General features: G+C 45.8%; 18 protein-coding genes and 2 riboswitches. Of the genes, 9 read left to right on the forward strand and 9 right to left on the reverse strand.

Annotation, left to right across the window (positions count from 1 at the left end):
- Positions 1 to 12: 12 nt before the first annotated feature.
- The 7 genes from AC6EJC_RS20770 to AC6EJC_RS20800 all read left to right on the forward strand — a co-directional run bounded on the left by AC6EJC_RS20770 (position 13) and on the right by AC6EJC_RS20800 (position 8,664).
- Positions 13 to 1,617 carry a DUF6359 domain-containing protein gene (locus AC6EJC_RS20770; protein ID WP_444955600.1) on the forward strand — a complete coding sequence of 535 codons (1,605 nt, stop codon included), beginning with the start codon at positions 13 to 15 and terminating at the stop codon, positions 1,615 to 1,617.
- Between the two features lie 325 nt (positions 1,618 to 1,942).
- Positions 1,943 to 2,974: an ABC transporter ATP-binding protein gene (locus tag AC6EJC_RS20775; RefSeq protein WP_444955601.1), complete on the forward strand. Its 1,032-nt coding sequence runs from the start codon at positions 1,943 to 1,945 to the stop codon at positions 2,972 to 2,974.
- Positions 2,952 to 3,878, forward strand: coding sequence for an ABC transporter ATP-binding protein (locus AC6EJC_RS20780; RefSeq protein WP_444955602.1), 927 nt, complete (start codon positions 2,952 to 2,954; stop codon positions 3,876 to 3,878). The genes AC6EJC_RS20775 and AC6EJC_RS20780 overlap by 23 nt, the downstream gene beginning before the upstream one ends.
- Positions 3,879 to 3,892: 14 nt before the next feature.
- Positions 3,893 to 4,861, forward strand: coding sequence for an oligopeptide ABC transporter permease (gene opp4B, locus AC6EJC_RS20785; RefSeq protein WP_444955603.1), 969 nt, complete (start codon positions 3,893 to 3,895; stop codon positions 4,859 to 4,861).
- Positions 4,862 to 4,892: 31 nt separating this feature from the next.
- Positions 4,893 to 5,798: an ABC transporter permease gene (locus AC6EJC_RS20790; protein ID WP_444955670.1), complete on the forward strand. Its 906-nt coding sequence runs from the start codon at positions 4,893 to 4,895 to the stop codon at positions 5,796 to 5,798.
- 42 nt (positions 5,799 to 5,840) lie between these two features.
- Positions 5,841 to 7,661 (forward strand): oligopeptide ABC transporter substrate-binding protein, encoded by a 1,821-nt coding sequence (gene opp4A, locus AC6EJC_RS20795; protein ID WP_444955604.1) that lies wholly within the window; start codon positions 5,841 to 5,843, stop codon positions 7,659 to 7,661.
- A gap of 88 nt (positions 7,662 to 7,749) precedes the next feature.
- Positions 7,750 to 8,664, forward strand: coding sequence for a LysR family transcriptional regulator (locus AC6EJC_RS20800; protein WP_444955605.1), 915 nt, complete (start codon positions 7,750 to 7,752; stop codon positions 8,662 to 8,664).
- A 27-nt stretch (positions 8,665 to 8,691) separates the two neighbouring features.
- On the opposite strand, the gene AC6EJC_RS20805 is transcribed toward AC6EJC_RS20800, so the two are convergent.
- From AC6EJC_RS20805 to AC6EJC_RS20820, 4 genes are all read right to left on the reverse strand, one after another.
- A complete protein-coding gene (locus tag AC6EJC_RS20805) occupies positions 8,692 to 9,342 on the reverse strand; it encodes an amino acid ABC transporter permease (protein ID WP_444955606.1) in 651 nt (216 codons plus the stop codon).
- Positions 9,343 to 9,356: 14 nt separating this feature from the next.
- Complete coding sequence (locus AC6EJC_RS20810; RefSeq protein ID WP_444955607.1) at positions 9,357 to 10,016, reverse strand: amino acid ABC transporter permease; 660 nt, start codon at positions 10,014 to 10,016, stop codon at positions 9,357 to 9,359.
- A gap of 139 nt (positions 10,017 to 10,155) precedes the next feature.
- On the reverse strand, positions 10,156 to 10,986 hold the full coding sequence (locus AC6EJC_RS20815; RefSeq protein WP_444955608.1) for a transporter substrate-binding domain-containing protein: 831 nt from the start codon (positions 10,984 to 10,986) through the stop codon (positions 10,156 to 10,158).
- A 42-nt stretch (positions 10,987 to 11,028) separates the two neighbouring features.
- Complete coding sequence (locus tag AC6EJC_RS20820; RefSeq protein ID WP_444955609.1) at positions 11,029 to 11,766, reverse strand: amino acid ABC transporter ATP-binding protein; 738 nt, start codon at positions 11,764 to 11,766, stop codon at positions 11,029 to 11,031.
- 329 nt (positions 11,767 to 12,095) lie between these two features.
- Here AC6EJC_RS20820 and AC6EJC_RS20825 point away from each other — a divergent pair, with 329 nt between their 5' ends.
- On the forward strand, positions 12,096 to 12,560 hold the full coding sequence (locus tag AC6EJC_RS20825) for a cupin domain-containing protein (RefSeq protein ID WP_444955610.1): 465 nt from the start codon (positions 12,096 to 12,098) through the stop codon (positions 12,558 to 12,560).
- A 76-nt stretch (positions 12,561 to 12,636) separates the two neighbouring features.
- Here AC6EJC_RS20825 and AC6EJC_RS20830 read toward each other — a convergent pair whose 3' ends face one another.
- The 5 genes from AC6EJC_RS20830 to AC6EJC_RS20850 all read right to left on the reverse strand — a co-directional run bounded on the left by AC6EJC_RS20830 (position 12,637) and on the right by AC6EJC_RS20850 (position 20,083).
- Positions 12,637 to 13,341 (reverse strand): GGDEF domain-containing protein, encoded by a 705-nt coding sequence (locus AC6EJC_RS20830; RefSeq protein ID WP_444955611.1) that lies wholly within the window; start codon positions 13,339 to 13,341, stop codon positions 12,637 to 12,639.
- 53 nt (positions 13,342 to 13,394) lie between these two features.
- The gene (locus AC6EJC_RS20835) at positions 13,395 to 14,045 is read right to left on the reverse strand and encodes a class D sortase (protein WP_444955612.1); all 651 of its coding nucleotides are present in this window, start codon (positions 14,043 to 14,045) and stop codon (positions 13,395 to 13,397) included.
- A 106-nt stretch (positions 14,046 to 14,151) separates the two neighbouring features.
- The gene (locus tag AC6EJC_RS20840; RefSeq protein WP_444955613.1) at positions 14,152 to 17,775 is read right to left on the reverse strand and encodes a collagen binding domain-containing protein; all 3,624 of its coding nucleotides are present in this window, start codon (positions 17,773 to 17,775) and stop codon (positions 14,152 to 14,154) included.
- 352 nt (positions 17,776 to 18,127) lie between these two features.
- The gene (locus AC6EJC_RS20845; protein WP_444955614.1) at positions 18,128 to 18,937 is read right to left on the reverse strand and encodes a transglutaminase-like domain-containing protein; all 810 of its coding nucleotides are present in this window, start codon (positions 18,935 to 18,937) and stop codon (positions 18,128 to 18,130) included.
- A 13-nt stretch (positions 18,938 to 18,950) separates the two neighbouring features.
- Positions 18,951 to 19,031, reverse strand: a riboswitch (cyclic di-GMP riboswitch).
- A gap of 40 nt (positions 19,032 to 19,071) precedes the next feature.
- Positions 19,072 to 19,151: riboswitch (cyclic di-GMP riboswitch) on the reverse strand.
- A 107-nt stretch (positions 19,152 to 19,258) separates the two neighbouring features.
- Positions 19,259 to 20,083 (reverse strand): AraC family transcriptional regulator, encoded by an 825-nt coding sequence (locus AC6EJC_RS20850; protein ID WP_444955671.1) that lies wholly within the window; start codon positions 20,081 to 20,083, stop codon positions 19,259 to 19,261.
- A 679-nt stretch (positions 20,084 to 20,762) separates the two neighbouring features.
- Here AC6EJC_RS20850 and AC6EJC_RS20855 point away from each other — a divergent pair.
- On the forward strand, positions 20,763 to 22,019 hold the full coding sequence (locus AC6EJC_RS20855; protein WP_444955615.1) for a DUF445 domain-containing protein: 1,257 nt from the start codon (positions 20,763 to 20,765) through the stop codon (positions 22,017 to 22,019).
- The last annotated feature ends 16 nt before the right edge of the window (positions 22,020 to 22,035 follow it).

A 22,035-nucleotide genomic window follows, 5' to 3' on the forward strand; every position in this document is an offset into this window, starting at 1 on the left:
GGATATTGACGTATGGTAAAAGGCTTGCGGTTCACAGGTTCACGCTTGAAAGGAATGCTGCATCTGGCAGCAATCGTATCACTGCTGATCGGGATCTTCGTTCCATTCGGTCAGGCCAAGGCAGAGGGAGCATTGACAGTAGCCGAAGCACTTCAGCGCCAAGGCAGTGGAGGTACGGTGACGGTGGAAGGCTACATCGTCGGACATGCTACCGGATCGAAGACGGCTAACTTTTCTCCCCCGTTTGCGAATGATTTTAACGTACTGATTGCCGATCAGGCAAATGAACGTAATACGTCTAATCTATTGGATGTACAGCTGACATCAGCGTACAGAGGGCAATTTGGGTTATCAGGCCATCCTGAGCTGATCGGCGGCAAAATTCGTGTGACGGGTACACTCGGCGCCTACAATAATTTTGGCGGAGTGAAAAGCCCAAGTGCTGTCGAGCTGGTGAGCGGAAGCGAGCCGGGGGAACCTGGTGATCCGGGCGAACCTGATCCTGGCAACCCGGATCAACCCGGTACTACATTGCCGGATGGAAAAGGCAAAAAGGTGCTGTTCGATAATACGCACGCACAGACCGCTGGTGCAGCAGATTGGGTCATTGAAGGCGCCTTCTCTGATTTTGCCAATGGACTGCGTAATGTAGGCTTTACAGTGGACCAATTGAACCGCCCCATTCCTTTTACTTATGGGGAGCAGGCTATAACGTATGACAAGCTGCGCCAATATGATGTGTTTATCATCGGTGAAGCGAATGTTGCCTTTAAGGCATCCGAGCAGGCTGCCCTGCTGCAATATGTGAACAACGGGGGGAGTGTATTCTTCATCTCCGACCATTATAATGCGGACCGTAACAAAAACCGTTGGGATTCCTCCGAGGTTATGAATGGCTACCGTCGTGGAGCCTATACTAACCTGGCAAAAGGCATGACTGCAGAAGAAGCTGCATCACCGGCGATGCAAGGATTAACAAGCTCCGATTGGCTGGCGACCAACTTTGGCGTTCGTTTCCGTTACAATGCGCTTGGTGACGTGAATGCTACCGACATTGTAGCCGCAGATCAATCTTTCGGCATTACCAAGGGTGTTCGCTCGATTGCAATGCATGCGGGATCTACGCTGGCTATTATTGATCCTACCAAGGCTAAAGGCATTGCTTATATCCCTTCAGGCACGAAAAAATGGGGAAATGCTGTAGACCAGGGAGTTTATAACGGCGGGGGCCGTGCGGAAGGACCTTATGCCGCTATCTCCAAGGTAGGTCAAGGCAAGGCAGCATTTATCGGTGATTCTTCACCTGTAGAAGATGCTACACCGAAATATGTGCGTGAGGAAAACGGACAGTCGAAGAAGACGTATGATGGGTTTAAGGAAGTGGATGATGCCACCCTCCTGGTGCAAACGGTCCAATGGCTTGCATGGAAGCAGGACTACACGAAATTGTCCGATGTGGCAGGTTTGACTCTTGATCAGCCGACGAAGCTTCTGCCGTTCGAGGAGCCTGCGGCTTCCACGGAACCGCAACCTGAGCCTTGGTCTGCTCCGGCAGCAGGCTACAAATGGTACGATCCCAGAACGTTCAAGTCTGGCTCCTATGGAGCAGCTTCGTAATTAACGCCAAGAGTTTAATATGAGCTAGTGCTAGTTAGTCGTTTGATCCCTGTAGAGGGATCAGGCGGCTTTTTTTGTGATGAAAATTAACCTGTGGTTGGTTATTTCATTACATTTTGTGCCAGAAAGGCCGCGCTACTGCTGGATCATTGATTTTTTAAATGATGTTGATAGCATAATCTTAATTGATATATCCATATACTGGTGATAGGATGTATTCAAATTATTCCGACAAAAACGGTATGTAATGTTCATGAGAGGTTTTAAACATCAAACATGGTGAGAATAAGCGGGACAAGACCATGGAGAATGGAGGAAGCGCGCATTGGATACCGAACCCGTGTTGGAAATTAAAGGATTATCCGTCTCTTTTCGCATCAAGGATCAATATCACCCCGCAGTCGACCAACTGGATCTGACGGTCAACCCCAATGAAGTGCTGGCTGTAGTCGGAGAATCCGGCTGTGGCAAAAGTGCGCTGGCGCTTTCGATCGCACAACTGCATGACATGGAGCGCACACGTGTAGAGGGAGAGGTTCTTTTTAAAGGCACGGACCTGAATCGTCTCTCTTCAGGGCAAATGAATAAAATCCGCGGGGCGGGCATTGGCATGATCTTTCAGGACCCGCTGACAGCACTCAACCCGTTGATGAACATTGGTAAGCAGATCGAGGAAAATCTCGATTATCATACGTCACTATCTACGAAGCAAAAAAGGGAACGTGTGCTGGAGCTGCTGGAAAGTGTAGATATACCGAATCCTGTGCGTGTGTATGAGCAGTATCCGCATGAACTGTCAGGAGGGATGCGGCAGCGTGTGATGATCGCGATTGCCATAGCTTGCCGACCTTCTCTTATTATTGCAGATGAGCCGACTACTGCCCTCGATGTAACGATCCAATCGCAAATTCTCGACTTGCTCAAACAGCTTCAACAGGAAACCGGAAGCGGAATTATCCTGATTACGCACGATCTTGGCGTTGTGGCAGAAGTAGCCGACCGCGTGGTGGTCATGTATGCCGGAGAAATCGTGGAGAGCGCCGATGTTTTTGAATTATTCCGGCATCCACAGCATCCGTATACGCGTTCTTTGCTTGCTTCCATGCCGGGATCGCATACCAAGGGGGAATCGCTGCATGTCATCGGCGGCATTGTTCCCTCATTGCAAGATATTCCCCGCAATAGCTGCCGCTTTGCTCCGCGTATTCCCTGGATTCAGCAGAGAGCGCATGAAGATCATCCCCAATTAAATGAAATTTCCCCTAGTCATTGGGTCCGTTGTACATGTTACCAGCATTTTCATTTTGAAGACGAGGCTAAGGGGGAGGCTGCTCATGGCACTACTGGAGTTAAATGATTTGAGGGCCCACTATCCGGTGCGCGGCGGTTTCTTCCAGCGTGTTATCGATCAGGTGAAAGCAGTGGATGGCGTGTCGATCAGCATTGAGGCAGGCCAGACATACGGGCTGGTGGGAGAATCCGGCTGCGGAAAAACGACGACAGGCAGGACGATCATCGGCCTAAATAAGCTGACGAGCGGACAGATTCTTTTTAAGGGAAAGGACCTTGCGGCTCTGAGCCGTAACAACCGTCATCCGCTGCGTAGAGACATTCAGATGATTTTTCAGGACCCGTATTCTTCGCTCAACCCGCGTAAGCGCGTATTGGATGTCATTGCTGAACCGCTGCGAAATTTTGAAAGGCTAAGTAGTGAGGAAGAACGGAGGAAAGTACAGACACTACTGGAAAAGGTCGGCTTGAACGCCGATGCGGCCTACAAATATCCACATGAATTTTCCGGGGGTCAGCGGCAGCGGATTGGGATTGCACGTGCGCTGACATTAAACCCAAAGCTGATCATTGCTGATGAGCCGGTATCGGCGCTGGACGTTTCGGTGCAGGCACAAGTGCTTAATTTTATGAAGGATGTGCAGCGGGAGTTCAATTTGACGTATTTGTTCATCAGTCATGACCTAGGTATTATCCGCCATATGTGCGACCAAATCGGCATTATGTACCGGGGCCGCCTAGTGGAACAGGGGAGCGAGCAGGACATTTATGAGCGTCCACAGCATCTGTACACCCAACGGCTCATTGCAACCATTCCCAATATTGATCCTGCAAAACGGCTGGAAAATGCCCAAAAAAGGCGACTGCTTTTATCTTCCTACAAAACAGAGCTGCCTAAACATCTAGACGCGAGTGGAAAGCCGTTTGAACTAAAATCAGTAAGTCCATCCCATCAAGTCGCGCTACCATAAGGGGGGGATAGAAAATGTGGAAATTTACACTGCGCCGGCTGCTGGTTATGGTCCCTCAGCTCTTTGCACTGAGTGTGCTTATATTTTTTCTGGCTAAGGCTATGCCGGGGGATGCCCTGACAGGACTTATTACTTCGACACCCAATCTGAATCCGGCCGCACTGGAAGAACAGCGGCAAAGACTGGGACTGAATGACCCGGTGTGGGTGCAATATGGCAACTGGCTCGTCCAGCTGGCTCACGGGGATCTAGGCAAATCTTATGTACATAAAATCAGCGTTACCGATTTGATTGGCAGCCGTTTGGGGAACACGTTCTTTCTAGGCGTAGTAATTCTGGTTCTGACGTATCTAATCGCCATTCCGCTCGGTGTACTCAGCGGTCGCTATCAGCATAGCCTGCTGGACAAAACCGTAGTGGGCTATACCTATCTCAGCTTTGCGACCCCCCTATTTATACTCGCGTTGCTACTGCTGTATGTGTTCGGATTCAGGCTCGGCTGGTTTCCAACCAGCGGCAGTGTGGATGTAGGCGTGGAGCCGGGGACATGGGCATATTACGCGAACAAGTCTTATCATCTCATTTTACCAGCGGTGACAGGCGCATTACTCAGTACAACGGCTACGATTCAGTATTTGCGCAATGAGGTCATTGACACACGACTGAAGGATTTTGTGAAAACAGCGCGTTCCAAAGGAGTGCCCGAAGGGAAAATCTATTCCCGCCATATTTTCAAAAACTCTCTATTGCCGATTGCTGCCTTTTTGGGCTACGACCTAACGGGAGTGATTGCGGGCAACATTTTCCTTGAATCTATTTTTGGATATCCGGGGTTGGGCCAACTATTTCTCCAGTCTATCACTCAACGGGACTTTTCCGTCGTGAACGCGCTGGTGATGATTTCCGGATTCTTGGCGCTATTAGGGACCCTTTTATCTGATGTCATCCTAAGCAAGGTCGATCCCCGCATTCGAATCGAATAGCGAACAAGTCTAGAGAAAGGGAGGGATTATGATGTCTGTACAGGTGGAGGAGGTCTTCACGCCGGAAATCATTCGTAAATCACCATCCAGTTGGTCTGTACTGCGTCGTGAGCTGGTGCGTGACAAAACGGCTTTGGTTTCCATTGGATTTGTGGTTCTGTTCTTGATCTTTATATATGTCTCTGTCCTGTTTGTAAATCAGGATGTAGTCACGACGGTGGACTTGGGCGCGATCCGTGAAGCTCCAGGCTCAGTGCATTGGCTGGGTACGGACCGAGCGGGCAGAGATATTTTCGGCCAACTGGTCATTGGGGCCCGCAATTCCTTCACCATTGGCTTTACGATTACATTGCTATCCGCCGCCATTGGCTTGACGTTAGGTTTACTAGCTGGTTTTTATGGGGGACTGGTCGATAACATCATCATGCGGATCATTGATTTTATCCTGGTGCTTCCGTTTTTGATGCTGGTCATCGTATTTGTCAGCATTGTCCCCAAAAGCGGCATAGGGTCCTTTATTTTCATCATGACCGCCTTTCTATGGATTGGAAAAGCACGCCTGATTCGGGCCAAGGTGCTATCAGAGCGGGAACTGGACTATGTACAGGCTTCTAAAACCCTCGGTACACCTAATTGGAAAATCATCTGGTTTGGCGTGCTGCCCAATCTCAGCTCGGTCGTGATCGTCAATCTGACACTCAGCCTTGCGGGAAATATCGGGATTGAGACGGGACTTTCCTATCTCGGCTTTGGCTTGCCGGAATCTACTCCAAGCTTGGGAACACTGGTGAGTTACGCCAATGACCCGGATGTTTTGCAGAATAGCTGGTGGATGTGGTTGCCTGCCTCACTGCTTATTTTGGTGCTGATGCTGGCGATCAACTTTATCGGTCAGGCGCTCAAACGCGCCACGGATGCCAGACAACGATTGGGTTAACCGAAGTTCAAGGATAAGGACAATGACAAGGAGGGGTTTACAATGGTTAAACGCTGGAAAAAAGGAATTCTGGCTGTTCTATCTGCAATTTTGATACTTTCTCTGGCCGCATGCAGCGGCTCGCCTTCCGCTTCGAATGGAGGAAAATCGTCTGATGGTACAGGCGGCGCGGGGTCCGACAGCAAGCAGGTGAATACGACAGCGCTAGCGAAGGCGGTCAAGAACGATAAGGCACCGATTAAGGGCGGCATCATCAATTATGCACTCGTGTCCGATACCCCTTTTGAAGGTATTCTGAATCCTGTATTTTATGATGGCAATCCGGATTTTGAAGTTTTCCAATTTTTCTATCCTTCTTTGTTTTCAATTGACTCCAATCTGAATATTAACGATAAAGGGGCGGCGACGATTTCCTTTTCCCCAGACAATAAGGCGGTGACTGTCAAAATTGATCCCAAACTGAACTGGACGGATGGTAATCCCGTAACGGCGGAGGACTATGCTTTTTCCTATGAAGTGATCGGTCATAAAGACTACGAAGGTCCGCGTTACGATAGCTTTATGACCAACATTGTGGGCATGGAGGAATATCATGCGGGTAAGGAAAAAACGATTTCAGGCATCAAGGTGCTGAATGAGAAAGAGGTTACTATTCATTTCAAGGAACCTAATCCTTCGGTGAAATCGGGACTTTGGTCTACGCCACTGGAGAAAAAGGTATTTCAGAACATTCCCGTGAAAGACATGGCCGGATCTGATCCTGTCCGTAAAAATCCGATTGGCTATGGGCCGTTCAAAATTAAATCTATGGTCACAGGTGAATCTGTGGAATTCGTCAAAAATAAAGATTATTTCCACGGTGAGCCCAAGTTGGATGGCCTTCATCTGAAGGTTGTGAACCCGAATGTCATTACCGAGGCGTTGAAAAGCGGAGAAATTGACTGGGCCAGCTATCCAACCACTCGTTATAATGAGGCCAGTAATCCGAAAAATGTACAGTTTCTCGGTCAGGAGGAATTGTCTTATAGCTATGTAGGCTTTAAGCTGGGCAAATTCGATCAGGCCAAGAGTCTAAATATCATGGACCCGAACGCCAAGCTGGCGAACAAGTCATTGCGTCAGGCCCTTGGCTATGCGCTGAATAATGAGCAGGTCGGCAAGCAGCTCTATCATGGACTTCGAATTCCAGCAACATCCCTGATTCCACCTGCCTTTAAGGGCTATCATGATATAAATGCAAAGGGCATCACGTATGACCCGGACAAGGCGAAAAAGCTGCTGGACGAGGCTGGATATGTGGACACCAATGGAGATGGATACCGTGAGGACCCTAAGGGTAAGGAACTTGTGCTCTATTATGCAGCAATGAGCGGGGATGCGACAGCCGAATCGCTGGCCAAGTTTTATTTGCAAAACTGGAAGGATGTCGGACTTCATGTCGAGCTGGTGGATGGTCGTCTGCTTGAGTTCAATTCTTTCTATGATCGTGTGCAAAAGGATGACCCCGGCATTGATATTTTTGGCGGCGCATGGGGAACGGGTTCAGATGTAAACCCTAGTGGGCTGTATGGACGCGGAGCCAGCTTTAACTATTCGCGTTTTACGAGTGAAGAGAATGATAAGTTGTTAAAGGAAGGTGTGTCGGTCAAAGCCTTTGACGACAACTATCGTAAAGATATATACAATCAGTGGCAGGCGTATATGAGCGAGGAGGCGCCAATCGTACCAACGTTATTCCGGTACTCGCTAGAGGCAGTGAATAATCGGGTAGCCAATTACGATATTACCCGTGGCAAGGAGTACGATGGAGACACGTTTGCGAATATTACGTTGACTGCGGAAAAAGCAGAAGTAGCCCAATAATCTCAAAAAAGCGCAATAACTTTAAAAGAAGCGCGAACCGGAGTGATCCGATCTCGCGCTTCTTTTAACCTTTTAGTGTAACCATTCTGTGGATTTGCGAAGGGAGAGAAGGAAGACGGAAATACGTCAGCTTCAATACTTCATAGCCGTATGCGAGGAACTGCATTTTACGAAAGCTTCGGAAAAGATTGGAATCTCCCAACCCACGCTCAGCTTGCAAATTAAGGCGCTGGAGGAGGAATTGGGGATGACGCTCTTTGACCGTGCAGGCAAGAAAATTAAAATGACAGATGCCGGGAAATTGTTGCTGCAACACAGTGCACATGCGCTCAAGGATTTACAGCAAGCGAAGGCTTCCATTGAGGAGTTGCGCACCGAGCAACGCGGGAGTGTACGGATTGGTATCGCATTACCGGAGCTGGAGGAATCATTGCAAGAAATGCTTATCCATTTTCATCAGTCATTTCCTAAAATCAGCCTGCACATCCGTCCATCATTCGATTTAACAGAACAACTGCTGGGTAACCGAGTGGATGTTGGCATTACGCTACATTCGGGTACGGATGAAAGGCTTGTCCAGCTTCCTCTTCGCACGGAGAACTACTGTCTTATTATTCCGGTGAAGCATGTGTTTTCCAACCGTTCTTCCATTACGCTGGATGAATTGAGGCATTTACCCTGGGCGATGCAGCCAGAGTCTCATCCCGGCAGGAAGCTAATTGAGAAGTGCTTCCGCGATCGCGGGTATCCCTTTGCAACCGTCTTGGAGACAAATTCCATACCTTCAATTCTGCGCTGGGTGCAGGAGGGACTTGCCGTAACCCTACAGACGAAGTCCCTTGCGGCAGAACTGAATCCCTCACACTTTTGCACTGTGCCTATTTTGCATGGATCGCCCCAGGGTAAGCTAGAGTTGACTCATCGGTCTGACCGTTACCAGGGAGAAGCAATGAAACAATTGATTGAAATGATACAAGCTGTGCTGACAGAGCGTGCCAACTAGTGGCAACCCTGATGAGTGATAATGACATTAATGTGTACGAACTTCCAGCCTGCGTGCAATCAGTGACATACTGTAATTGACAGCAAAGTACAGGAAAGCGGCGAACAGCAGAGCTGGAATGACAAATGACTGATTTTGTCCACCGACAATCTGAATGTTATGCGTCAGCTCCGGCAAACTGATAATGACAGCCAGAGAGGTATCCTTGAATAGGGAAATGAACTGACTGACAATGGGTGGAACCATGCGGCGCAGCGCTTGGGGCAGAATGATATGCCATAAGGTTTGAGAATAGCTTAGACCGGAGGAACGTGCGGCTTCCACCTGTCCTTTATGGACCGAATTGAGACCGCTGCGCACAATTTCTGCGATCATGGCCCCCTCGAAGATCGACAGTCCCGTGATGGCTGCCCACTTGAGGGAAATGGAAATACCGATAGATGGTAAAACCATGCCGATGAAGAAAATAATGAGCAATAATGGAAGATTGCGAATCAGATCAATTAAAAAGGCGGCAACCTGTGAAATGACAGGTAAGCGGGTATAGCGCAGGATGCCAAACACAATACCGAGAGCGAAGCTGAATACGATAGAGTAAATGGCGACCTCCAGCGTTAGCAGGAAGCCCTCCAGTATAAAGCGCACATTAGGCCATACAAACAATCCACCGAAATCCATACGGGCTTCCCTCCTTAGGATGTTTTGGATAGACGTCGCTCCATATACAGTACAAGAAAGCTGAGCGGAACCGTCAATATAAGATACAACAACGCCGTGATGGCATAGACTGTGATGGGCAGGAAGGTATCCGAGTTAATTAGATCCGAGTAATACATTAGATCCATTCCGGCCACAATGGCCAGCACGGAAGAGTTTTTGACCAGATTGATGAATTGGTTGCCGATCGCAGGCAGCACAATTTTGATGGCTTGCGGTAAAATAATGCTGATCATCGTCTGGTTGTAACTCAACCCGGAGGACCTTGCCGCTTCAAATTGCCCCTTCGGTACAGATTGAATGCCGGCACGTATGGCTTCTGCAATAAAGGAGGCCGTGTACACAGTCAAACCAAGCGTTCCAGATACAAAGCCGTCCAAGGGGACGCCCAAAGTGGGAAGCCCGAGATAAAAAAACAGCACGACGATCAGCAATGGAATATTGCGAATGACCTCCACATAGACGGTACCGATCCAGTTTAGCCATTTAAAAGGCGCAATTCGGAGGATGGCGATAATAGCTCCAAGAATAAAGCTTCCGATCAAGGCGATGACACTAGCTTGAACGGTATGAAGCAGGCCTTCTCTGAAACGGTCGCTATGATCGAAAAGTACGTTGATATCAAAAGTAAGCATCTGCGAATTTACCTCCTTATCCAGAGCTATAGGGTATTCAAGAGTGGATAGAGTTTCCCGAATTTAGGTTGTACTGTTGTGGTGGGATGTTGCTTAAAGAAAGGAAGGAGCACGCAATTGCGGCTCCTTCACAAGAATACTATTCGGGTTTAACCCCAAGCCATTGCTCGTGGAGCTTATCGTATTCGCCGTTGCTTTTCAGTTCCTTGAGCGTATCATTAATGGCTTGCAGCAGTTCGGGCTGTCCCTTTTTCACTGCAATGCCGTAAGGTTCCTCTGTGAAGTTCCCGCCTACAAGAGTATAATTTGGATCTTGCTGTTGCATGCCGAGCAGAATAGAGTTATCGGTAGTCAACGCTTCCCCTTTACCTGCCTTGAGGGCGTTGAAAGCATCCTGATAGTTCTCGAATTCCAATATCGTTGCTTTGGGTGCTTTTTCACGGATATTTTTTGCTGAGGTAGAACCTTTAACGGCGAGTACCTTGGTATCCGGGGTCAGAGACTCTAGCCCGGTGATCGAGCTTCCTTTTTTCACGAGCAGGGATTGCCCGGCGTTAAAGTAGACGTCGCTGAAATCGACCTGTTTTTTGCGTTCATCCGAAATGGTCATTGTTGCGACAATGGCGTCGATGTCCCCGTTTTGCAGCATTGTGATACGTGTTTTGGACGTGACTTCCTTTAATTCAAGCTTGGTTTCATCGCCAAAAATATGTTTGGCTACAGCCTTAGCGATGTCGATATCAAAGCCTTCTACTTTTCCGCTGGCCGGATCTTTCAGACCGAACAGTTTGGTATCGTATTTCACCCCAACGACCAGCTTACCACGCTGTTTGATCGCTTCCAGCCCGTTGGCTGCTGCCGTCTCAGTCCCCGACGTTGCCGCTCCTTGCTTGCCTCCACAGCCTGCCAAGACGAGTAGACAGGATAAGGCTACCAGCACCAAAGTACTCCATTGAAATCTTTTTCTCATCAGAAAAATCCCCTTTCGATTTACGCTACATTCGTAGTCTGTTTAATGATGAATCAGACGGCTTAGGAACAGGCGAGCCCGTTCTTCACCCGGGTTCTGAAAAAATTCTGCAGGTTGGCTGTCTTCCAAAATTTGTCCTTTGTCCATAAAAATCACGCGATCCGCCACTTCGCGGGCAAAGCCCATTTCATGAGTAACGATGACCATCGTGATGCCCTGATGGGCGAGCGAACGCATGACATCCAGTACTTCCCCGATGGTTTCGGGATCAAGAGCTGAAGTAGGCTCGTCAAACAGCATAATTTTCGGATTCATTGCGAGCCCGCGGGCGATCGCGACCCGCTGCTGCTGTCCACCGGATAATTGAGCGGGATAGCTCTGTGCCTTTTCCTCAATTCCGACGCGTTTCAGATAGGTGAGAGCTGTTTGAGTAGCTTCTTCTTTCGAGATGCCCAGTACCTTCATAGGTGCCAGCACAATGTTCTCAATCACCTTTTTGTGGGGATACAAATTGAAATGTTGGAACACCATCCCGATATTGCGGCGGAAGGCGTTAATATCAATCTTTTTGTCATGTACAGGTATCTCGTTAACGATCAGCTCCCCATCCGATATCGTTTCCAGACGATTGATGCAGCGAAGCAGGGTGCTTTTGCCTGAGCCGGAGGGGCCGATAATTACGACGACCTCGCCCTCCTTAATCTGAAGGTTGATGTCTTTGAGTACATGAAAGTGACCGTAGTGCTTGTTTACATTGCGAAAATGGATCAGAGAGCTCACCCCTTTTAGGCTTGGATACATAGCTTAGTAGACAGACTGACATGATCAAGCTCTATCAGAATTTAAAAATTTCTCTCATGATACTATAAGCTTACAATAAAAAACAAGATTATATGTCATAAAACTTTACGTGCAGTATATTTTGGTATGTTTTTTTACTTGTTAACTGCTATTTATATGATAAAATCGAAATGAATATTCACAATTTAATGTTATTTAATTTGACATGAAATAATAGTGTTCGACATGCCAAGGGAGAAACGTGACAAAAGCAACGCTATGTTTTACAGTAGGGAAGAAGGAATTTAGGGTAAAGGAAGGTTAGTACAATGACGAAAGCTATTTCACCGCTTGTAACGGCATTGGGCATGGAGCCCCATCCGGAAGGCGGTTGGTACAAAGAGATGTGGAAGGCTAATTTTCAAATTCCAAAACCTGTGCTGCCTGATGTATATTCCGGTCCGCGTTTTGCAGCTTCGTCGACTTATTTCTTGCTGCATCCGGGTGAGTTCTCCGAGTGGCATGTTGTGCATTCAGATGAGCTGTGGCTTTATCATAGCGGGAGTCCTGTGGAGTTGAAGCTGGGTGGAAGCGGAGAAGAGCCCGGCGAAGAAACCGTAATTATCGTCGGTGCCGATGTGGAGGCTGGACAGCATCCGCAAGCGCTGGTACCAGGAACAGTATGGCAAACGGCACGTCCGCTTGGGGATGAGCCTGTGCTGGTAACCTGTGTTGTTGCACCGGGATTCCACTTTGATGATTTCAAGCTGATTGCCAAAGGTAAACTGGAATAAGATGTGATTATCGGCGGGTAATCCTGGCTGTATAGGAATTGCCCGCCTGATTGTTGTTACTGGTATCTTTGTGGTCTTAGAGCGCTGCCATCTGTTGTATTCTTTGTATTTTTGTTTTTTTTCGAATACCAGACTTTTTAACCCATGCAGTACCATATGAACCGACGTTTGATCCCCGTTTGATCTTCTGGTATATAGCATAGCGGTTTCTCCCCATTCGTTTGGCTTGGTACATGGCGATATCGGCTTCTTTGAGCAATGAAAGCAGAGACTCCTTCGGAGAAGGATGCATGCTAATACCAATACTTACTGTAACCTGCAGTTCGACTCCTTGGATGTTGTAAGGAACACTGATTTTTTGTAAAAGTAATCCTGCTAGAATTTTGACCTGATTGGAATCATAATTTTTCATAATAAGCAGAAACTCATCCCCCCCGATCCGAAAAGCCTTCTGATCTGAGTTGGTCACCTGGAGTAAATGATGGCTTACCTGCCTGAGCAACATGTCACCTATTTCATGCCCATATGTGTCATTAATGGTTTTGAATCCATCCAGATCAAGATACATAACAGCAATGCCTTCTTTGCTGCTGTTTCTTTTCCGAAATAGTTCAAGTGCATTCCGATTGAGCAGACCCGTTACAGGGTCCTGATAAGCAAGTTTCCGCAGTAAGGATCTCTCCATCATCACGGAACGTAAAACAATAAACGTATATATCCACAGCGCCAGAGTTAAGCCTATTAAAAATAAGGCAGTATAAGAGGTCAAAGATACACTCAAATTGGGTCACCACCAAGATAATTTATTAGGTTATTCCGCTACCATTAGCGGTATTAGGTCAGTTGTTTGGCATGAACGATGAGTCGATGTGTCGGGTTTACAAGAGGATCACATGTAATCAATGTGAGGAGCTTTTGTTTCTTGATGCTTTTTAAAACGGAGACGTTTGTAGGAGTGACAATTGAAATGTTGTAGACCTCGTATACGTATTTTTCACCCCGAGTGTGTATTAGAATCTGATCTCCGATTTTCACCTCATTAAGTCGGTTAAATAAACGTCCAGTCGTTCGTGAACGATGAGCGGCTATAGCAGCATTACCTACCTGGCCCAGTGTCGCGGTTTCCGACATATGTACGGCTGCATATCTCATATGGTCGCGGGTCACCCCTTCTAGCACAGGAAGCTTCAACCCGATACGATCAATGCGGATTGTAGCAATGGGAGCTTCTTCTTGAACCGATGGAGAAGTGGTGGTGTCAGACAATTGTGATCCACCCGCCGTTGCAGAAGTCGTCAGCCAGTTGGACAAATGTGTATAGCCTTTAATCATTTCGGGGGTCAGTGTCGATTTATCTGTTTTTGATAATGATTCAGCTTCTTGCAGTAATTTTTTTTGTTGCTGATTCTCAATCCATTCATTCACGGTAGGAAATAACATGATGATGATTCCTAAAATGATGGTCACGTACGCCAGCTTACGCAATTGAAAAGCCTCCCTATAACAGTAATCCAATGAATGGATCATGTAAAACAATTCCCCTTCCTAGCTAGTAGTGAACTTAGAAGGGGAATTGTTTGATTGTAAAATGTTATTTATTTTTATGCATTCGTCTATAACCCAGGTAGGCCCCCAGAAGAATTAAGGACATACCACTTAAATAGAAGGGAGCAGGGCTGCTTTCCCCAGTCTTTGGTAATGTATCCACCTTGGGTGTATGACCCGGATCACTTGGATCTTCAGGCTCTTCTGCCGGTAAGCGAATTCCTCCCGCAGGTACAGGGTCATCCTCAATCTTCACTGGTGGAGATGTTTCCTCGTGAGGATCGGTATCTGGCGACTCTGGCTGCGGCTCTGGTTGCACCTCTGGTTCTACAGGTGGTTGCTCAATGACGGGAACGCCCAACGGAACATCTTCATCTTCGATGATTTGTGGCTCATTGGTTACGGGTGTAGTAGGCGTCATCGAAGGTTCAGTTATTTCAGGGTCCTTATCACGTTTTTTGCCTGAGCCCGGATTCGTAGGTGTACCCGGATTTGTAGGTGTACCCGGATTTGTAGGTGTGCCTGGATCTGTAGGTGTACCCGGATCTGTAGGCGTACCTGGATCTGTAGGTTTACCCGGACCCGGATCAACAGGAGTCTCCTTTTTGTTGGTGATCACTATTTGTTTAATACCTGAACTTTGTTTGATTGTTGCATCTATTTTGATTTCTGTTTTTGGAGCTGTTATTTTGTAGCCTTCAGGAGCTGTAAGTTCTTCCAGAATGTAATCATCATAGCTCAATGAAGAGAATACGATTTTCCCGTCGGTATTGGTAGTTTGGACGAGAGGGGCTCTTTTCTGATTCTTGTCATAGAGTGCAAAACGTGCCCCGGGTAGTACCTTGCTATGATCGTCCTCATCCACCTTAGTAATCTCAAGGCTTCCCGTAGTGCCTCCGCCTGATCCCGAACCGGAGGAAGTACGTACAATGATTTCTTTACTTGTTTCCCTTGTTTCAGTAGTTAAACGGTCGCCCTCGAAATAAACCTTATTGCTCACTTGTGCTTTGTCTTCGGCTTGAATCAAGGATTGATATTCCAAAACATAACCTGATGATATAGCCTTCGAAAAGGTAAGCTCAAAGGATTGCTGCCCTTGATCATTCGTTGTTATTGTTAACTTATAATCCTGATCCTTGACTAATTCGATATCCTTAACAGCTTCTCCGTTTGCAGATACCTTGGTGGAATATAAATGGAAGGATTCTCCAATCAGAATCTGATTATTGCTGGGCGTATCCACGATCTTCGCGTTGGAGACATAGGATTGTCCTTCGTTGATATGGATGTTCCAATCGATTTTATTTCCGTTCTGGACACCGGATTTCGTCACGTATTCTCCACCGTGGGGTACAGTTACTTTGGCTGCCCACTCCGAATCTACATCTTTTCCATCCATAAGCTGAGCCTCATTATTGATCTCTTTATCAATCAGCGCCCCTTCCAATGTCGTTTGGAAAGTGATCCAATAAGGAGAGTTGATTGATTTGTTAAACCGGATGCTCAGTTCGTTGTTATTATCGGCGGAAGGCAAAATAAGAGTGTATTGGTTCGAAGGCAACTCAGCCCCCTTTTGTACGCCATTCCACCATCCGAGCAGTGTCATATCGTAAACCTTAACAGAGCCTGGAACCAGTCTTTGCCCCTGTAATAATGTATCCCTTATTTCAGCATGATTCAGAGTTTTACGGTTATAGTTGGCCTGAATGTCCCATGTAATTTGCTTGGAGCTGGCATTGTAACTACCTAACTTAGCTCCGTTTTGCTGGGTCATCTTGTCCGGCCATAGTCGAGCTTGAGCCTCAGCAGTTTGTGTTGTTCCGTTGTATAACCAAGCGATAGAGGCTTTGTTCCAGAATTCCGGCTTGATCTTGTCTATTTTCCATTCATTATTAAATGTAGTTGTATAGCTGATTGTATACGTGTCTTGGATTGTTTTATGAAAACGTATCGTGAACCCTTTTTTATAATCCAGCGTCAGAGGGATCAGTTCGTAGTCTGTCGGCGATGTTAGTGTTGTTTTTCCGTCCGCGCTTTGGATCTTCAATGTGTTTGGCAATAACGCCAGACCGCCATTTGGAAAGACATCGTCGATAACGACCTGATCCATTGTATACTTATCTGCATTGATGGATATGACCCAAGGAATTGTTTTGGTGTTATAGTTTGGCTCCTTATAGCCCTTGGTGATAACCCCACTTTTCAGTTCTTTGGTAGTTTCTTTGGTTACTCCATCCGATGTTACACTGTTCGTAATTTTATCATTTTTGAGTACACGTTCTATAGATTTGGTTTGATAACGGATTGTATACGGTGCATCAATATCCTTACTAAAAAGTAAATCGAAACCGTTAGTACCGTGGTCGTCGGTAACTGTAGTGACTGTATATTCTGATACAGGAAGCTCCTCTTGTGTGTCCCCTTTATACACTTTTAGCGAGCCTGTGACGAATTGTTGGCTGTTATTAAAACGATCACTCAATATTGCTTTTGCTGCGGGAATTTTTTTATTGCCAAAGTTATATTTGATTGCCCACGAAACGGTTTGCGTGACCGGGTCATATTGCTCTACTTTTTTACCCAGAAAATCTCCGCGTTTAATGGTTACTGTAGCTGATGAGGAGGCATCTTTCATATTGTCTCCTGAAAAAGTGACTGTGTTGGAGAAGCGGGTATCCTCGCTTGAGATGTTCGTGGAGTATTGGATCCGGTACGCGTTGTGTATGTTCTCTTCGTTAAAGCGAACCCTAAAGCCAGTACCGGCCGGATCAGCTTCAAGTGTATACTTATCTGCATCAACGGGGTCCCGAAGCACGGTCGATCCGTCAACATTGATTTGCAAATGGTATACCCGAATAGAGTCTCTGATTAGTTCCAATCCTTGGGGAGTTGGATCAGTTACTACGGCGTGTTTTACAGTATCCAGTTGTTTATTCGCGTCGATTGTCCAATTAATTTGATTTTTTCCATCGGAAACACCTTGCTTTTCCAAAGTGGGGCCAGCTGCAGGCTTAATATTTACGATAGCCGTCTGCACGCCGCCTTTGATTGGAACCGCAATAATGACTTCTGTACTGCCTTTTTCTACTTGTTTGCTAAACTCTGTTTTGACTTCCAACTTACCGCTGATATTAGAGTGGTTCTCTACGTAATCGTTAAAAGTCATGGTCACTTTGCCTTGGCGGTCTACAGTGAAAAAACCGACTTCTCCATCCGTGTTAGTCAGAGGAGATGCGATGTCCGTGTAGATTTGGAATTGCTCCGGTAGTTGAAAGGTAAAGGTATCTCCGGCTTTATACGTATTGTTCGGCAGCTCCCATTCATAGCCTAAATGGACTGCGGAGCCAATTTCCACACGACTATCGGGATTATACACCGCATCAATGACACTCCCAGTGGAATCTGTTAGGGTTAGTTTTGTTAAAATATTTTCCTGAGCCGTTCTCGTTTCGGAAGTTGAGACGGCAGCTGTCTGAATAGCTGTAGGTGGGACGCTAATCGGTTCTGAGGGCTGTTCATATACATCGTTAGTCACACTCTGAACCGAGTCAGTTCCTGTAATCACTGGCGAAACGGATTCGGGATTTTGTGCATAAGCTTGTGTTGTACTGAAAAAACATTGTAAAAGGAGTAACAACGCAACGATTGTTGCATTCCATTTTTTTCTCATAAGGTAAACAAATCTCCTGTCTTAAAGTACTTTTATTCAGCGGCTAATGGTTATTCCTTAGATCGGATGTATTTATATATTCATCATTTATAGACGCTGAATTAGCTGTATAAAGCCTATCATAATTATGATAATTCACATTTTCGGACTGCAATATCTCCTCCTTATTTGTCTTTGGAATTAGGATATCAATAGGTTAGATTTCAATGTCTTTATGGATTAGAATACATGCTACATCTCAACAATTTCTCAACAGGGATAGAAAAAGAGCCTTGATCATGTGATCAAGGCTTTACAAGAAGTATGATATCAATTCTTTATTTTTTAAATAATATTAATAAAAATATTGATATTAATATTGCTTTGTTTTAAAGTATTTGGAGGGTTCTTTGATCATTTCAAATTTTTGTTTTCCATTATTCAGTGCTGCATCTACTGTAGTATCTATGATCACCCACTGATTGTCGATATAGACTTCATTCCAGGCATGGTAGGTGTCTACGTAGGATGATTTACCCATAACCAGCTTGGTGGGCACATTTACACTTCGTAACATAGCAGCCACCAGTGAAGCGTAACCGTAGCAGATATCTTTTTGCGAGTGTAAGGTACGATCAATTTGCGGCAGATAGTCAGTCGTTAAGGCGAAGGCTTGATTAGAGTCGTACTTAATATTTTTAATGACGTAGTCATAGATTCTTTGAAGTTTCTCCCGATCTGTTGTTGCGCCTTGAGTTAGTTCGTGGGCTTTTTGAATCGCCTGATTGGTGTCGCTCCAGTCAATGTTTTGAACGGAATTAAGATATACCGCATTGCTATCATTCAGCTTTAACTCTATAGTATCTTGTCCTATCACTTTATATTGGTTGCCACTAAGCTGTTCCAAGATACTAATGTTGTAATGACCATTACCCATTTGAAGAGGGAACACTTCCTCGGATTTTCCGGGTGTCAGGTTATAAGAGTATTTTTGCGCATCTTTGGCAACCAAAATCTTGGTTTTAACGTTAGGTTTAACAGAGTAACGCACACTGACCGTACCATGGTTGACATTGTTTTGATCCAGCCATACAGCACTATCGGCAGCGTAAGTTGTCGATTGTAAGGATGTTGTGGACAGCATAGAAAACAGGAGGAATGCTGAAAATACCGTTTTCCTCATGGAAAAACTTCCTTTCGGTGGCCAGGCTGCCATCTTAATAGAAGGCCCTATAGCTTTGCGTCCCTGCCTTTCGACAGGTTTGCCGTTATCGTATAAAGTTTTTAGGTAAAAAGGCACGACAAAAAGCCACTTCAACCGGTAGCTGGCTGCCATCTTAATAGAAGGCCCTATAGCTTTGCGTCCTTGCCTTTCGACAAGTTTGCCATTTATCCTGAATAGCTTATATGTTTCATTCTATCAGTTAGATGCTATATTAGGCAAGTTTAAATCTCAAATTTCCCTATTTATCGACAAAGATAAGTCGAAGATATTACATAGGCCTCATTTTATACAGTTTCGCCATTTTTTGCGGAAAGAATGAGGCGTTTCTCCGATATGCTCTTTGAACAGGTTTATAAAATGGCTTGTGTTGGGAATGCCCACATATTGTGCGATATCTACAATTGACACATCACTGGTTTTGAGCCAGCCTTGAGCAGCAGTGATACGAACATTAATGAGATATTCAATAGGAGAAAAGCCAATCTGTTTTTTAAAGTTTTTAGCCAGATTGAACTTGTTTAATTCGAACATTTCAGCCAGCGAGTCCAACGTGATCCGTTCACAATAGGACTGATCCAGATATTGCTGTACCTTGCGTACCTCCGCGGTCCCATCTATATTCGCGTTAGAATAAGTGTAGGGATGCTGTAAAATAACCGTCAGTAAATCAACGATAAGCTTGGATGTGAGCAGCTCAGCGGATATGCTTCTGTCAGACTGTACATGTAATAAGGTATTCAGCTTGTCCAATACAACACTTGAATCCTCTATTGAGGTTACAGGCTTGTTGTGCTTGATAAATTGTTCGTAGTAATTATCAATCAGATTGCCGTACAGATTTACACTAATGAACTCCCATGGCTCGTGACAGGCAGTTCTGTACTGTACATATTCTTCGCAATTAATAAAAAGCATGTCATTAGGCCTTAATGTATGTTTTTTCTCCTGATACTGCAATTCCCCTCTCCCGGACAAGGTGAAAAGGAGCAAAAACGAGGTGAGCTTTTTCCGTTCCATTGCATAAGCATGTGTTGTTTTGAAGTAACCTATTTCCTGTATATAAAAAAGGGATGTCTTAGCGAAAGCAGAGGGGGTACGTTCAATTACAACTGGATCTTTTCTCCAGAGTCCCTGGTTATGTTTTTGATTTGTTGTTGTCATATCCAATTCCTTTACAAAAGAGCAATTTTAGCAAGCTAATTGTAGTTTGTTTCATGAATACCCTATTCTTAAACCAAAGTTCCTATTTTTAAAAACTCATTTTATCACATTAAATATGTTCATGGAGTATATATAATTTAGGGATTTTTTTACAAATATTTAGCACGTATCAATGTGAAAAGCACAGTGTGTTCTTTCGGTTTTTCACGTCGTTAACTTGGTGATTTGCAGGATGAAGGTTAAATATGCCCGGGGTGTCAAAGGTCACGTCCTTTCTGATATAAATAAGGACCTTACGTTAAATGTATTATACTTGCCCATTCCACTTTGGGCGTCCATATCCTTTCGCTTTTTAGAAAAATGGGACTTTGTTTCAGGAAAATGATTCGTAAGACTCACTTTATGAGGAGGAGTTCCGGGTCTAATGTTGCGATTTTGTTTCGCGCATATCTATAGAGAGGTGTAGATATGTGAAACTCAATTTGTGTTGACATGTTAAAACTAAATATCGCTCGTTTTACGGAAAATAGAGTGTGGTACGCTTTGGAATTCGTACAGGCAATGATATGATGGGTACTACAGATGTAATATATATTCGACAGTCAGTTTGGAGGATTACAGGATGGGAAAAACAAAAAACACGAAAACAGCAGCGACCTGGTCGCTTGTTATGATGGGTGCGGGCTTTGCTGCTACGTTACCTTTTCAACAATTTGGCTGGGCCCGTCTATTGGCCGGTTCTTTTGAGGCCGGACTTGTCGGAGGATTGGCAGACTGGTTTGCCGTAACCGCACTGTTCCGTCATCCGCTAGGTATTCCGATTCCACATACAGCGCTTCTCCCCAAAAATCGGGGAAAGCTGACCGATGCCCTGGTAAACACGGTCGAAAACAATTTACTTCATAAAGAAAGTATTGCGTCTAAAATTGCCGATATCCGGCTGGCCGATCTGGTGCTGAACAGCGTGGAAAAAGGAATGCGCACGCCGGAGGCGATCGCTTTTATAGATGTTCTAGCCAAGCGAATTGTCCGATCACTTCCGCTGTCGGAGCTGGCCCCGGTGATCACCAACGAAATTAAGCGGCAGGCAACTGAATTCGATATTGGGCCGTTGCTTGAGGCACTCGTTCGGCAAGCTGGAGAGAGGGAGTATGACCAACGCGCACTGGATTATACGCTGGAGCAGACGGAGTCATGGTTGCTGCGAGCAGACACCGGGTTTATGCTTGGAACCCTAGGGATGCAGGCTGTTAGCAGTTTGCAGGTTAGCGGGCTCATGCAGTTTGCTCTGAACGCTTTTCTCGGCTATTTGAATGAGGAGCGTATGGGCGAGATGATCCGTCACTTTCTGCTGGACCGTGTAGCAGAGCTTCAAGACAATGGACATCCGCGCCGTCAGGCCATGCTGGTTGGTATTAACACACAGCTGACCCGCCTGGCTACAAAAGATACTGTCAGGGAGGGACTGAACCACTGGAAAAACACCCTTATCGATAGTTGGGAAGGTGATGTGGCTGTATCGGACAAGCTCGAAGAGCTGCGTGGTCATTTGCTAGATTCTATGGAAGACGGCAGTTATGTGACGGCGTACATTTTACCGTTGCTGGATCGAATGCTGGTTGATTTACGGAAAAATGAGGAACTGCTGGATAGGATCAACTCGCGGATCGTGGCAGGTATTATCGGCGTGTTGGAAGCGAACCACAGCCAAATTGGTAATCTGGTCCGCGAAAATGTTAATAAAATGGATAATGCTTCCCTTATTTCTTTAATGGAGGACAAGCTGGGACAGGATTTACAATGGATAAGGATTAATGGCGCACTCACAGGTTGTCTTATTGGCATAGCGCTTACAGGGGTCCGTATGTTGCTTGAATAGATACGGACAATCTGTG

It is taken from the genome of Paenibacillus sp. TY11 (genome assembly GCF_059772165.1).